Consider the following 13,473-nt stretch of genomic DNA (forward strand, 5'->3'; position numbering starts at 1 on the left):
TGTGTCAGGAACCAACGAATTGTTATGAAAAGGCAGGTACCGTGACTGTTCAGAATCCGGCGGCTTCGCACGAGCAGAGTCCCGTCATGACTTCGGCCGCAGCAGGGTTGAATCTCAGCGACTCCGTGTACGAGCGTCTGCTTCAAAACCGCATCATTTTCCTCGGTACCCAGGTCGACGACGACATCGCCAACAAGTTGTGCGCCCAGATCCTGTTGCTCTCTGCCGAGGACGCCACTCGCGACATCTCGCTGTACATCAACTCGCCCGGTGGTTCGGTCACCGCGGGCATGGCCATCTTCGACACCATGGAATTCGCCGAGTGCGACATCGCGACCTACGGCATGGGTCTGGCCGCCTCGATGGGCCAGTTCCTGCTCTCGGCCGGTGCCAAGGGCAAGCGATACGCCCTGCCACACGCGCGCATCATGATGCATCAGCCCTCGGCCGGTATCGGCGGCAGTGCCTCCGACATCGCCATCATGGCCGAACAGTTCGCGCACACCAAGCGTGAGATGGCCGAGCTCATCGCTCAGCACACCGGTCAGACCGTCGAGCAGATCACCGAGGACTCCGATCGCGACCGGTGGTTCACCGCCCAGGCCGCCAAGGAATACGGGTTCGTGGATCACGTCGTCAGCCGCGCGCAGCAGGCCGGCGGAATCGGCGAGTAAATCGGCCGTAGCCGCCGACCTCGATCACTCACATCTTGGAGAAACGATGACAAACCTGTTCGATCCCAATCAGTTGCCGTCCTCGCGGTACATCCTCCCGTCCTTCGTCGAGCACTCCAGTTACGGCGTCAAGGAATCGAACCCGTACAACAAGCTGTTCGAGGAGCGCATCATCTTCCTCGGCGTGCAGGTCGACGACGCGTCCGCCAACGACGTGATGGCACAGCTGCTGGTGCTCGAGGGGCTCGACCCCGACCGGGACATCACCATGTACATCAACTCGCCCGGCGGATCGTTCACCTCGCTGATGGCGATCTACGACACCATGCAGTACGTCCGCGCGGACGTTGCCACTGTCTGCCTCGGCCAGGCTGCCTCGGCCGCAGCGGTACTGCTCGCGGCCGGTACCCCGGGCAAGCGTGCAGCTCTGCCGAACGCGCGGGTGCTGATCCATCAGCCGTCCAGCGGTGGAATCCAGGGCCAGGTCTCGGACCTCGAGATCCAGGCTGCAGAGATCGAGCGCATGCGTCGTCTCATGGAGACCACTCTCGGTCGCCACACCGGCAAGGACCCCGACGTCATCCGCAAGGACACCGATCGCGACAAGATCCTCACCGCGGAGCAGGCCAAGGACTACGGCATCATCGACACCGTGTTCGAGTACCGCAAGCTGTCCGCACAGAAGTAGGACAGCGAGTTTCACCGGTCGGGCCGTGACGGTCCGGCTCGAGTTCCGGCGCCGGGTGTGAGTGAAAAACTCCGCCCGGCGATCGTGATCTACGGCCCGAATGTCGGAACAGACGAAATCGGGTGGCGAATCACCGGAAACAACCCGCCCATGTTCGGCGAACACGGGTAGCGTCGCACCCAAGAACTCGGGCGAGCGATATCGGCATCACGAAAGCCCGGGAAGTAGCCCACGGCGTCTCGGCACTGTCGGACGGCGTGGGGCGTACGCGGACAAGGAAGTAGGAACCTCCGAATGGCACGCATCGGTGACGGTGGCGATCTGCTGAAGTGCTCGTTCTGCGGCAAGAGCCAGAAGCAGGTCAAGAAGCTCATTGCTGGACCAGGGGTGTACATCTGCGATGAGTGCATCGACCTGTGCAACGAGATCATCGAGGAGGAGTTGGCCGAATCGAGCGAAGTCAAGCTCGACGACCTACCCAAGCCCTCCGAGATCAAGGATTTTCTCGAGAACTACGTGATCGGTCAGGACGCTGCCAAGCGCACGCTGGCCGTTGCGGTCTACAACCACTACAAGCGCATCCAGGCCGGCGACAAGGCCCGTGATGTGCGGGGCGAGTCGGTCGAACTGGCCAAGTCCAACATTCTGATGCTCGGACCGACCGGCTGCGGAAAGACATATCTTGCGCAAACGTTGGCCAAGATGCTCAACGTGCCGTTCGCCATCGCCGACGCCACCGCGCTCACCGAGGCCGGGTACGTGGGCGAGGACGTCGAGAACATCTTGCTCAAGCTGATCCAGGCCGCCGATTACGACGTCAAGCGGGCCGAGACCGGCATTATCTACATCGACGAGGTCGACAAGATCGCTCGCAAGAGCGAGAACCCGTCGATCACGCGAGATGTGTCCGGCGAGGGCGTTCAGCAGGCTCTGCTGAAGATTCTCGAGGGAACTCAGGCCAGTGTGCCGCCGCAGGGCGGTCGCAAGCATCCGCATCAGGAATTCATCCAGATCGACACCACGAACGTTCTCTTCATCGTCGCCGGTGCTTTCGCCGGCCTCGAGAAGATCGTGTCCGATCGTGTCGGCAAGCGAGGTCTGGGATTCGGGGCCGAGGTTCGCTCCAAGGCCGAGATCGACACCCAGGATCACTTCGCCGAGGTCATGCCGGAGGATCTGATCAAGTTCGGACTGATCCCCGAGTTCATCGGCCGACTGCCGATGATCGCGTCGGTGACGAACTTGGACAAGGAATCGCTCGTCACGATTCTGTCCGAGCCGAAGAACGCGCTCGTCAAGCAGTACCGTCGCCTGTTCGACATGGACGGCGTCGAGCTCGAGTTCACTGCCGAGGCCCTGGACGCAATCGCCGATCAGGCGATTCTTCGCGGTACCGGTGCTCGTGGACTGCGCGCCATCATGGAAGAAGTTCTGCTGCCGGTGATGTACGACATCCCCAGCCGGGACGACGTCGAGAAGGTCGTAGTCACCGCGGAGACTGTCAACGACAACGTGCTGCCGACCATCGTGCCGCGCAAGCCCGAGCGACCGGAGCGTCGCGACAAGTCGGCCTGACGGTCCCACTGAACAACACGAGCCCCGATCATCGAAACGATGATCGGGGCTCGTGTCGTCTGTGGCCTGTTCAGCCGACTCTCACGACGTGTGGGTGACGCTCGATCGACGTGAATCGCGCGGACACCAGTGGGTCGTGACCGGGCACGATGTGCTCGGGACCGTCGGCCAGTTCCTTGATTCTGTCGAAGGCCCCGAACATGTCCGGTAGGCAGTGCAGTATCGCGAACGGGCTGTCGGACTCGATGTTCTCGTAGAAGTGACTGGCATCGGAGGCCAGCACGACGTTCCCGCGCGCGGTACGTAGTCGAACGACCTGCATTCCCGCGGTATGGCCGCCGACGGAGTGCACCGACAGGCCGGGGAGCAGCTCACTGTCGCCGTCCACGAGGTCGAGTCGCGAGCTCGCGGCCACGTGATCGATATCCGGTCGGGAGTGCAACCACTGCTCCTGGCCGATTCGTTCGGCCCACGGACTGTTCCAGTACTCGAGTTCGCGTTGCTGCAGGACGTAGCGGGCTCGCGGCATGTCGGCGACGATTCCCGTGTGGTCGTAATGCAGATGGGTCAACACACAGAGATCGATGTCGCCGGGCGCGATGCCCAGGCGACCGATGATGTCGAGCGGGGAGCCGAAGTACTCGAGCCCGGGCATTCCACTCGCTGTGGACGGTGCAATACCGGCGTCGATCAGAACAGTGTCGGTGTGGGATACGGCGAGCCACACGTAGTAGGCGGTGGGGTGGGGCTCGCCGCCACGGTCGTCGGCATAGTGGAAGTGGCTGCTGCGCACTGCGGTTCGACTCGCGTACTGCACAGCGAACACCCGCCACTGGCCTGCCGTGTCAGGCCGCATGTCGTCGATCATCGATGGTCAGTGCGAGTTCGCGGTAGCGGCATCCGCGATACGAGGCTTCGTACCGAGCTCATCGGTGGGGGTCCGGAACGTTTCCTTGGAGGTGGAGACGATGGCGACGTTGACTGCACAGAACACCGCGGTGACGATGGCGACCGGTAGCCAGGCGCCGATCTCGGCACCGGCGATCGCTCCGGCGATGGTCGGCGCGAATCCTGCGATGGCAAAACCGATCTGGGTACCGAGAGCTGTGCCGGTCAGACGCACCCGAGCCGGGAACATCTCGCCGTAGAACGAGGGCCAGACGCCACCGGTGGCACTGTGCACGAATCCGAACATCACGATGCCGAGGACGAAGATCAGTGCGTAGTTGCCGATCGAGATGGACCAGAGGTAGCCGAACATGAGGATGGCGCAGCCGATCGATCCGAAGAGGAACACCGGCTTGCGGCCGATGCGGTCGGAGAGCGAACCGAAGAAGGGCAGCGCGAACAGTGCGACGACGTTGGCGAGTACGCCGACCCACAGCATCGGAGTGCGTTCGAGGCCAACGGTATTGACGGCATACGACAGCGCGTAGACGGTGAAGATGGTGCTGACAGAGGCGATGACAGCGGCGAACATGACGCGAAGAACGGCGCGCCAATGGTCGGCCAGAAGTTCGGCCAAGGGCAGGCGCTGAGGTTCGTTGGATGCGACCTCTTCCTCGAACACCGGGGTCTCGTCGAGGGAACGACGGATGAGGAACGCGGCGACGACGACAAAAGCACTGAGGAAGAACGGGATTCGCCAACCCCAGCTGAGCAGCTGGTCCTCGGGAAGCATGGCGACGGGCAGGAACACCGCCGTGGCGAGGATTTGGCCACCCTGAGTACCGCTGAGAGTGAAGCTGGTGAAGAACGCACGCCGGTTGTCCGGAGCGTGCTCGAGTGTCATCGAGTTGGCACCCGCCTGCTCGCCGCCGGCGGAGAATCCCTGCGCGAGTCGGAGCAGGACGAGGATGATCGGCGCGGCGATTCCGATGGATTCGTAGGAGGGCAGGACGCCGACACCGAGGGTCGCGATACCCATCAACAGGACGGTGGCGACCATGACCTTCTTGCGACCGTAACGATCACCGATGTGTCCGAGAACCAGCGCTCCCAGCGGGCGAGCGAGATACCCGACCCCGAACGTCGCCAAGGCCAGCAGGGTTCCGGTGGCCGGGTTCGATCCCGGAAAGAACACGCGGCCGAACACCAGGGCCGCTGCGGTGCCGTAGATGAAGAAGTCGTAGTACTCGAGCGCACTGCCCACCCACGCGGCGGTGGCGGCCTTGCGTGGGTTCGCACCCGCTCGGAGGGGTGTGGGGGTCGGTCCGGATGCAACGGGATCCATCGTCGTTCGTCTCTCTTCGTGTGACGGGGGGAGCTGAGGTGCCCTTCGACACTGCGATCCAGCCGATCGAATCGCTAATGTACTAAATGGTTAAAACCGGGCGTTCCTAGATACTGAACGTGATCCATGCCACGTGTCAACCCCGAATGAGATTCGAAGGACTCGACGGCGTCGTTACGGTGTCGATGTGGTGAGAAACGCGATGATCATGTCGCCGAGCATGGAGCGCAGGCGTTCTCGGTGTGCGACATCGGTCAGATCTCGGCCGAACAGGGCCTCGAACGTGTAGCGATTGGACAGTCGGAACACGCAGAAGCTGCTGATCGCCATGTGGATGTCGAGGGCATCGACATCGGTGCGAAAGATCCCCTGGGCCTGCCCTCGGGTGAGAATGTCGCCCAACAGTTCGGCGGCCGGGTTGCCGAGATTGCTCAACGCCTCCGAGGTGCTGATGTGCTCGCCGCGCAGGATGTTCTCGGTGGACACCAACCGGATGAAGTCGGGGTTCTGCTCGTGATGATCGAAGGTCAGCGACGCGATGGCCCGAATGGCCTCCACCGGCCCGAGTCCCTCGACGTCCACGGCTCGTTCCCGCTCGCGGATGCGCAGGTACGACCGCTCCAGGACTGCCTTGTACAGCCCTTCCTTGTCGGTGAAGTAGTAGTACAACATTCGCTTGGTGGTGTGCGTTCGCTCGGCGATCTCGTCGATTCGTGCTCCGGCAAAGCCCTTGTCTGCAAACTCCTCGGTCGCGACCTCGAGGATGTTGTGACGGGTCAGGTCGCTGTTGCGTCGACGCTTGACGGTGGGTCCGCTGCCGTCGTCGGACGAGTCGGGTGCGCGCGCAGGCATGGATCAACTCTATCGCCGTCGATTGTGCGGAAAGGGTTGGGCGCGGGCCCATGGAGTAGTACCGTCGAGCTAACTCACCAATTCGTACATTAAGGCTCGAGGAGATCGACATGCCGGAATCCCTGCTCTGCGGGCTGATCGGAACGGGTATAGGCAAGTCGCTCACGCCTGCGATGCACGAGAAGGAGGGGATGGAGCAGGGGTTGACCTACCAGTACCGCATCATCGACCTCGATCGCCGCGGGTTGACCGTCGACGATCTGCCTCGTCTGGTGGAGACCGCGGCCGACCTCGGGTTTCGCGGATTGAACATCACCCACCCGTGCAAGCAACGCGTCCTCGGCTGCCTCGACGAGCTCTCCGAAGACGCTGCTCGGCTGGGAGCTGTCAATACCGTGGTGTTCGCGGACGGCCGAGCCATCGGCCACAACACCGACTGGTCCGGATTCGATCGCAACTTCGGCCGCGGCTTGCCGGGTGCCGACCTGGCCGACGTGGTCCAACTCGGTGCCGGGGGAGCTGGTGCGGCCGTTGCATATGCGATGGCGCGCCGTGGAGCAGCCAGGCTCACCCTGGTCGACGCCGAACCTGTTCGAGCACAACAGCTCCGGGATTCTCTTTCGATTCTTTTTCCCTCTGTCGAGATGTTCGCGTCCGGCCTCGACAGCCTCGGCCGCGTCCTCGACACCGCGACCGGCCTGGTGCACGCCACTCCGATCGGCATGGTGGAACATCCGGGATCGGCCGTGCCCGAGCACTTCCTGCACCCGCGCATGTGGGTGGCCGAAGTTGTCTACCGACCGGCCGAGACCGAACTGCTGTCGACTGCAGCCGGCGTGGGCTGTCGCACGCTCAGCGGCACCGGCATGGCAGTCTTTCAGGCCGCCGATGCCTTCGAGATCTTCACCGGACGAACCGCCGATGCGGACCGGATGATCGCCCACATGCGTTCGTTGATCGAGCACGAGGATCGTGCTGCTGCTACTGCCGGGGCCCTCTCGTGAACGCGATCGCCACATCGGTGGCCACGGTCTCGCTCAGCGGATCCCTGGACGAGAAGATGCGTGCCATCGCCGAGGCCGGGTTCGACGGCTTCGAGGTGTTCGAGCCGGATCTCATCAGCTCACCCGACCTCCCCGCGGACATCGCGAAGAAGGCCGCCGATCTGGGGCTGACACTCGATCTCTATCAACCGTTTCGAGACGCCGACTCGGCGGACCCGGATCAGTTCGTCCGCAACCTCGTTCGCATCGAGCGCAAGTTCGACGTGATGGAACAGCTGGGATGCGATCTACTCCTGGTGTGCTCCTCGCCGCTGGCCGGAGCGGTGCGCGAGGACGGCGTTCTGATCGAACAGATGGCGATTCTGGCCGAGCGTGCGCACCGACGTGGAATGCGATTGGCGTACGAGGCGCTCGCGTGGGGCACCCACGTCGATACTTACGGTCATGCCTGGGACATCGTTCGACAGGTCGACCATCCGGCACTGGGCACCTGCCTGGATAGCTTCCACATCCTCTCCCGCGGTGACGATCCCGCGGGAATTCGCGACATACCGGGCGAGAAGATCTTCTTCCTCCAACTGGCCGACGCGCCTCACCTGGTGATGGACGTATTGCAGTGGAGCCGTCACCATCGCTGTTTCCCCGGGCAGGGCAACTTCGATCTTGCTCGCTTCGGTGCGGACGTGGTCGCCTCCGGATACACCGGACCGTGGTCGCTCGAGATCTTCAACGACGTCTTTCGTCACTCCGATACCGGGAGAACGGCATCCGACGCCCATCGCTCCCTGCTCTACCTGCAGGAGCAAGTACGCGGCATCGAAACACCCTCTGTAGAAACGGATCTCTTTTCGCCTCCGCCGCCCGGTCCGATCGAGAACGTCGTATCCCTCCGCATAGCGGCGGGGCCGGCGAAGGCAGCGCAGCTGGGTACCGTCCTGCGCCAGTTGGGTTTCGACCTGACCGCCGCACACAGCGAACACGGACTGTCGCTGTTCACCCAGGGCCCACTTGCGGTGGCGGTCGACACCACTGTGGACACGCTGTGGACTGCGCCCGGCGTCCCGGCCCACCTGCCCGCGCTGGCTCAGATCGGCGTTCGTAGTGAGCGGCCCGATCTGTGGCTCACTCGGGCCCGCGCCCTCGGCGTCACCGCATCCACCGTCACCATGCCCGGTGTTGCCGACGCGACCGACGCGGTGGTGCGCCTGGCCGTGACAGGGGCGACGTCACTCGACCTGCGCAACCGAGGCAGTGCGGGTGCCTGGCAGTCCGCGTTCGATCTGGTCCCCAGAACGGAGTCGAGGCTGAACACCGCAGTGGTGTCGGGAGTGGACCACATCGCGCTCGCCGTACCGGCCGAGAGTTGGGACGGGGTGATGCTGCTGCTGCGCTCGGTCTTCGGCATGGTTCCTCGCGACGGACAGGACGTCGTCGACGCGATCGGCCTGGTGCGTAGCCAGGCCCTTACCCTGGCTACCGACGGCGGCACGATTCGTCTCTCACTCAACATGGTTCCCGGCCGCCCGTCCGACGCGGATCCACTGCCGGCCGCCCGCCGCGGTGGCGTCGGACATGTGGCGTTCGGGTGCGAGGACATCTATGCCGCCGCGACGGCGATGACCGAACGGGGCCTGACGCCCCTGCGCATCTCTCCGAACTACTATCGCGATCTCGACGCGCGATTCGGCCTCGACTCCGCTGTGCTCGACGCGATGCAGCGCCTGGGAATCCTGTACGACGCAGACGCCGCAGGCGGTGAGTTCTTCCACTTCTTCACCGAAACCGTGGGTGACGACCTGTTCTTCGAGGTGGTTCAGCGCGTGGGCGGCTACGAGGGCTACGGGGAGACCAATTCGGCTGTGCGACTGGCGGCGCAACTGCAGAACTGACAGCTGGTCAGCCGATTCGCTCGAACACAGCAGCCAATCCCTGGCCGCCACCGATGCACATCGTCTCGAGTCCGTACCGAACCTCCCGGCGGTCCATCTCACGAAGCAAAGTGGCAAGAATTCGGGCACCGGTGGCGCCGACCGGGTGGCCGAGCGAAATGCCGGAACCGTGCGGGTTCAGCCGCGCGTCGTCGGGTTCGATTCCCCACGACCGGGTGACGGCGAGGGTCTGGGCCGCGAAAGCCTCGTTGAGCTCGATGATTCCCATGTCGGCGAGGGTCAGCCCGAGGCGTCCGAGCGCTTTCGCGCCGGCGGGTACCGGCCCGATGCCCATGGTTCGCGGAGCGACTCCGGCGACACCCCATCCTGCCAGTCGGGCCAGCGGTCGAAGGCCCAGTGAAGCAGCCTTTTCCGGAGTGGTGACAATCGCGAGCGCGGCACCGTCGTTCTGTCCGCTGGCGTTTCCGGCCGTGACTGTCGACTGAGGATCGATCGACGCGCGTATCGCCTTCAGCTTCGCCAGTGACTCCACGGTGGTGTCGGCACGGGGATGTTCGTCGGTGGTGACGAGCAGCGGGTCCGACTTACGCTGAGGCACCGATACTCCGACGATCTCCTCGGCGAACACGCCGTTCTTCTGAGCAGCGACCGCGCGTTGGTGGGACTGGACCGCCAGCGCGTCCTGATCAGCACGGCTGATCGAGAACTCGGCGCGAAGATTCTCAGCTGTTTCGATCATGCCGCCGGGCACGGGAAAGTTCTTGCCGCCTGCGGTCACTCGTGCCCTCGCGAGTCGGTCGGCCAGGGCCACCGATTCCGCCTTGACGCCCCACCGCATACCGGTGGCGTAGAACTCGGTCTGGCTCATGCTCTCGACACCGCCGGCCAGCACCAGATCGTTGCCCCCGGACTGCACCTGCATGCAGGCTTGCAATATCGCTTGCAGGCCGGAGCCGCAACGGCGGTCGATCTGCATCCCGGGGACGTCGATCCCGAGGTTGGCATCGAGCGCGGCGACGCGTCCGATCGCCGGTGCATCACCGTTGGGGGACGCCTGACCCAGGATGACGTCGTCGATGTCGGCACCGGAAATGCCCGTACGGGCAACGAGTTCGGCGATGACGGTGCCGGCGAGAGCCTGGGCGGAGATGTCGCGGAACTGACCGCCGAAGCGGCCGACCGGTGTTCGCAGGGGTTCGCAGATCACGGCGTCAGGCATGGGTGTTTCCTCGCATGTCGTTGGGTCCGGTAGTCACTCGGAGCATGTCGGTCTCGATGGCACGGGTGGCGTCGAGCAAGGCCGGGAGTAGTTCGGCGCGCACTGCATCCGCCGAATGACGCGCGGCTTGAGTCGAGACGTTCGCCGCGGCGACGACTGCCCCGTTACCGTCGTGGATGGGTGCGGCGATCGATCGCAGTCCTTCTTCGAGTTCCTGGTCCACCAGACAGAAGCCCTCGGCCCGCACTCGTTCGAGTTCGCGTGCCAGTGTGTCGGACGAGATGATCGTCTTGCCGGTGAGCGGGGTCAGTCGAACTCGATCGAGATAGGCAGTGAGCTCGTCGGCCGGAAGGCCCGCGAGCAGTACCCGGCCCATCGAGGTGGCGAACGCGGGGAAACGCGTTCCGATGTTGATTCCGACAGTCATGATGCGGCTCACCGGTACTCGGGCGACGTATACGACATCGTCACCGTCGAGAATGGACACCGAGGACGATTCTCGTACCCGTTCTGCGAGAGCCTCCAGATGGGGTCCCGAGACTTCCGGCAGGGACAGGCTGGACAGATAGCTGTACCCGAGTTCGAGCACCCGCGGAGTGAGCCAGAACATCGAACCATCGGTACGGACGTATCCGAGCTCGACGAGCGTGAGCAGAAACCGTCGGGCCGTGGCTCGGGTGAGTTCGGTTGCCCGAGCGACGTCGGAGAGCGTTCGACGCGGATGCTCGCCGTCGAAGGCTCGAATCACCGCAAGACCACGTCCGAGTGATTGAACGTAGTCCGAGGACGGCGCCGGCGATTCCGGCGAGTTCACGAGGTACTCGATTCGGTCTCGGCGATGGCCGCGTTCGCGAGACCGAATGCGCTGTTGCTGTTCGGAACTCCCGCGTACACCGCGGTGTGCAGGAACACCTCGCCCAGTTCGTCGGGTGCCAGCCCTGCGCGCAGCGCCGCGCGAATGTGCATGTCGAGCTCGTGCTGGTTGCCTACGGCCGTCAGAATCGCCAGGGTCAGCAGTCTGCGGGTGTGGTGGTCGAGTCCGGGACGATTCCAGATGTCACCCCATGCGGTGCGGGTGATGAAATCCTGGAACGGCGCGGTGAATTCGGTTCGCGCGGAGATGCTTCGGTCGACGTGAGCGTCGCCGAGGACACTGCGCCGCACCGCCATGCCGGTCTCGTGGGCCGCGGCTCGGCCGGCAGCGTACGGAGCCGATCCGATGTGTGCGGCAATCGCTGTGGTGACGGGTCCGGCCTGCTCGACGTTGGCCAGGTGTGCGGCTGGGTCGAGCACTCGGAACGTCGAATCGGCGACGCCGTCGGCGATGATCTTCAGATCCTCCGGCGTGGTCGAGGGGTCCTGACGGCCTGCGATCACGAGGGTCGGGGCGCTGATTCGACCGAGGTCGGCGCGAGAGTCCCAGTCGGACAACGCCTCACAGCATGCTGCGTAGCCCTCGTCGGACGTCTCGACGATCATCTGCCGATGCCGGTCGACGAGATCGGTGTCGCGAGCGGCGAGTTCGGGGGTGAACCACCGGTCGAGAACGGCGTCGGCCAACGAGGCGGTTCCGGCCGCGCGGACCGAGGCCGCGCGATCGAGCCACTGCGCGGCCTCGCCGAACTTGGCCGAGGTACACAGCAGGGTCAGAGTGCGCACTCGCTCGGGTCGGTGGATGGCGATCCACTGCGAGACGGCACCTCCGAGCGAGAGACCTACCAGGTGAACGCGTTTCAGGTTCGATGAATCGAGGAGAGCCAGCACGTCTTCGGCCAGATCCGCGACGGAATACGGGCCGGACGGCACCGGTGACGCCCCGTGGCCACGGAGATCGACGGCGAGTACCCGGAGAAAGGCGGAGAGCGGGCCGACTTGCGGATTCCACATCGATCGATCGGAGCCGAGGGAACCGATCAGCACGACGGTCTCGGCTTCGGCGCTCGGTCCGTCGACGAGTTGGTGTGCCAGTGCGACGGTCATCGTGAGTCCTTCGATTCTGAGGTGCTGTCGGTGTCGAGGGTGAGCTCGGCCAGGATGGTGTCGACCAGATCGGACGCGTGGCCGAGATACGCGGCTGGGTCGAGCAACTCGCGCACCGTCGACGGTGTGAGAAATTCGGTGATGGCCGGATCGGTGTCCAACGGTGCTCCGGCAGCGCATCGAGCGGTCACGATGTCCCGGGCATCGTTCGTATGGTGCGCCAGGGCTGCTGTGACCCGTTCGGCGAGGAGGGCTCCGCCCGTCGCATCGAGGTTACGACCCATCATCTCGGGATGGGTGTGTAGTCCGCCGAGACTGGTGGCGATCCGATGTGCTGCGCCGCCGGTGAGACGCAGCAGGTCCGTGATCGTCTCCCACTCGGCGTGCCAGGCTCCCGCGGCGCGCTGGTATTCGTGATCCATGTTCGAGAGCACGGTGGACACCGCACCCGGTACCCGACGGGCTGCGGCGCGAGCAGTGATGGCAGCAACAGGATTTCGTTTGTGCGGCATCGCCGAGGATCCTCCCGGCGCGTCCTCGGATACCTCGCCGAGCTCGGTGGCCGACATCGACACGATGTCCCCGGCGATCTTCCCGATCGCCCCGGCGGCCGTGCCCAAAGCGCAGGCCAGATCCGCGATTGCCGTGCGTTCGGTGTGCCAGGGCGCGACCTGCGGAGCCAGTGACAGTTCGGCGGCCAGCGCGGCCGCGATGGCCGGGCCGTACGGATGCACGGCCGCGAGAGTGCCTGCGGCTCCTCCGTATTGAACCGAACAGGCCTGCCGAACGGCCGTCAGGCGGGTGCGCGCACGATGCAGTCCCGCCGTCCAGTTCGCGGCGACGAGGCCGAAGGTGGTGGGCAGGGCCTGCTGCCCGAGTGTGCGCGCTGCCATGGGTGTGGTGCGATGGTTCAGTGCGAGATCGCGTGCGGCGCGGCACGCGTCGTCGAGCGAGGCATCGATGGCGGCGAGCGCAGTGCGCGAGATCAACATCAGTGCCGTGTCCATGATGTCCTGGCTGGTGGCACCGGTATGCACTGCACTCCCGGGAACTGCGGACGGCGACACCGCGGTCCGCAGCAGTGTCACCAGCGAAATGACGGGGTTTCCGCCGGCGGCCGCGTCGGCTCCGAGTCGAGCGATGTCCAGGGTCGTCCCGAGTTCCGCGGCGGCTGTGGTGACGATGTCCGCGTGTTCGGCGTTCACCAGCCCGACCGAGGCCGCGGCGCGTGAGAGCGCAGCTTCGACATCGAGCATCGCTGTCACCCAGGCGCGGTCGCCGACGAGCGGCGCGATGACGTCGCTGCCGAACGTCGGGTCGAACAGGGCACCTCGCTCGGATGTCATTGTCCTCCTTCGT

The 13,473-nt window shown here is 64.6% G+C and carries 12 protein-coding genes; 5 read left to right on the forward strand and 7 right to left on the reverse strand.

All coding sequences use genetic code 11. The annotated features are described in order from the left end of the window. The first annotated feature begins 41 nt into the window (after positions 1–41). The 3 genes from ASG84_RS26205 (at position 42) to clpX (ending at position 2,937) form a co-directional block, all read left to right on the forward strand. On the forward strand, positions 42–674 hold the full coding sequence (locus ASG84_RS26205; protein ID WP_032379221.1) for an ATP-dependent Clp protease proteolytic subunit: 633 nt from the start codon (positions 42–44) through the stop codon (positions 672–674). A 46-nt stretch (positions 675–720) separates the two neighbouring features. After that, a complete protein-coding gene (locus tag ASG84_RS26210) occupies positions 721–1,362 on the forward strand; it encodes an ATP-dependent Clp protease proteolytic subunit (protein WP_008715342.1) in 642 nt (213 codons plus the stop codon). Positions 1,363–1,656: 294 nt separating this feature from the next. Further along, positions 1,657–2,937, forward strand: a complete 1,281-nt coding sequence (gene clpX, locus ASG84_RS26215; RefSeq protein WP_032379220.1) for an ATP-dependent Clp protease ATP-binding subunit ClpX — start codon at positions 1,657–1,659, stop codon at positions 2,935–2,937. Between the two features lie 70 nt (positions 2,938–3,007). Here the strand turns inward: clpX and ASG84_RS26220 are convergent, their stop codons facing one another. From ASG84_RS26220 to ASG84_RS26230, 3 genes are all read right to left on the reverse strand, one after another. Next, complete coding sequence (locus tag ASG84_RS26220) at positions 3,008–3,805, reverse strand: N-acyl homoserine lactonase family protein (RefSeq protein WP_057479864.1); 798 nt, start codon at positions 3,803–3,805, stop codon at positions 3,008–3,010. A 6-nt stretch (positions 3,806–3,811) separates the two neighbouring features. Then, positions 3,812–5,170 carry an MFS transporter gene (locus tag ASG84_RS26225; protein ID WP_057479865.1) on the reverse strand — a complete coding sequence of 453 codons (1,359 nt, stop codon included), beginning with the start codon at positions 5,168–5,170 and terminating at the stop codon, positions 3,812–3,814. Positions 5,171–5,344: 174 nt separating this feature from the next. Beyond that, the gene (locus ASG84_RS26230) at positions 5,345–6,022 is read right to left on the reverse strand and encodes a TetR/AcrR family transcriptional regulator (protein WP_057479866.1); all 678 of its coding nucleotides are present in this window, start codon (positions 6,020–6,022) and stop codon (positions 5,345–5,347) included. A gap of 110 nt (positions 6,023–6,132) precedes the next feature. Here ASG84_RS26230 and ASG84_RS26235 point away from each other — a divergent pair, with 110 nt between their 5' ends. Both ASG84_RS26235 and ASG84_RS26240 read left to right on the forward strand, forming a co-directional pair. Then, positions 6,133–7,026 (forward strand): shikimate dehydrogenase, encoded by an 894-nt coding sequence (locus ASG84_RS26235; protein ID WP_057479867.1) that lies wholly within the window; start codon positions 6,133–6,135, stop codon positions 7,024–7,026. Continuing rightward, positions 7,023–8,915 carry a sugar phosphate isomerase/epimerase and 4-hydroxyphenylpyruvate domain-containing protein gene (locus tag ASG84_RS26240; RefSeq protein WP_057479868.1) on the forward strand — a complete coding sequence of 631 codons (1,893 nt, stop codon included), beginning with the start codon at positions 7,023–7,025 and terminating at the stop codon, positions 8,913–8,915. The genes ASG84_RS26235 and ASG84_RS26240 overlap by 4 nt, the downstream gene beginning before the upstream one ends. Positions 8,916–8,922: 7 nt before the next feature. On the opposite strand, the gene ASG84_RS26245 is transcribed toward ASG84_RS26240, so the two are convergent. From ASG84_RS26245 to pcaB, 4 genes are read right to left on the reverse strand one after another with little or no spacing between them, the layout of a single operon-like run. Continuing rightward, entirely contained in the window at positions 8,923–10,134 is a 1,212-nt protein-coding gene (locus ASG84_RS26245; protein WP_057479869.1) for an acetyl-CoA C-acetyltransferase, read from the reverse strand. Beyond that, on the reverse strand, positions 10,127–10,948 hold the full coding sequence (locus ASG84_RS26250; RefSeq protein ID WP_057479870.1) for an IclR family transcriptional regulator: 822 nt from the start codon (positions 10,946–10,948) through the stop codon (positions 10,127–10,129). Before ASG84_RS26250 ends, ASG84_RS26245 begins: the two co-directional genes overlap by 8 nt. Continuing rightward, positions 10,945–12,114, reverse strand: a complete 1,170-nt coding sequence (pcaDC, locus tag ASG84_RS26255; RefSeq protein ID WP_057479871.1) for a bifunctional 3-oxoadipate enol-lactonase/4-carboxymuconolactone decarboxylase PcaDC — start codon at positions 12,112–12,114, stop codon at positions 10,945–10,947. Before pcaDC ends, ASG84_RS26250 begins: the two co-directional genes overlap by 4 nt. Next, entirely contained in the window at positions 12,111–13,460 is a 1,350-nt protein-coding gene (pcaB, locus tag ASG84_RS26260) for a 3-carboxy-cis,cis-muconate cycloisomerase (protein ID WP_057479872.1), read from the reverse strand. Before pcaB ends, pcaDC begins: the two co-directional genes overlap by 4 nt. Positions 13,461–13,473 lie beyond the last annotated feature (13 nt).

It is taken from the genome of Rhodococcus sp. Leaf278, assembly GCF_001426085.1.
Classification (GTDB): Bacteria; Actinomycetota; Actinomycetes; order Mycobacteriales; family Mycobacteriaceae; genus Rhodococcoides.

Bases quoted from the DNA above. Each gene is read 5' to 3' on its own strand.
- ASG84_RS26220 (WP_057479864.1), bottom strand. From the start codon at position 3,805: ATGATCGACGACATGCGGCCTGACACGGCAGGCCAGTGGCGGGTGTTC.
- ASG84_RS26230 (WP_057479866.1), bottom strand. From the start codon at position 6,022: ATGCCTGCGCGCGCACCCGACTCGTCCGACGACGGCAGCGGACCCACC.
- ASG84_RS26225 (WP_057479865.1), bottom strand. From the start codon at position 5,170: ATGGATCCCGTTGCATCCGGACCGACCCCCACACCCCTCCGAGCGGGT.
- clpX (WP_032379220.1), top strand. From the start codon at position 1,657: ATGGCACGCATCGGTGACGGTGGCGATCTGCTGAAGTGCTCGTTCTGC.
- ASG84_RS26235 (WP_057479867.1), top strand. From the start codon at position 6,133: ATGCCGGAATCCCTGCTCTGCGGGCTGATCGGAACGGGTATAGGCAAG.
- ASG84_RS26245 (WP_057479869.1), bottom strand. From the start codon at position 10,134: ATGCCTGACGCCGTGATCTGCGAACCCCTGCGAACACCGGTCGGCCGC.
- pcaDC (WP_057479871.1), bottom strand. From the start codon at position 12,114: ATGACCGTCGCACTGGCACACCAACTCGTCGACGGACCGAGCGCCGAA.
- pcaB (WP_057479872.1), bottom strand. From the start codon at position 13,460: ATGACATCCGAGCGAGGTGCCCTGTTCGACCCGACGTTCGGCAGCGAC.
- ASG84_RS26210 (WP_008715342.1), top strand. From the start codon at position 721: ATGACAAACCTGTTCGATCCCAATCAGTTGCCGTCCTCGCGGTACATC.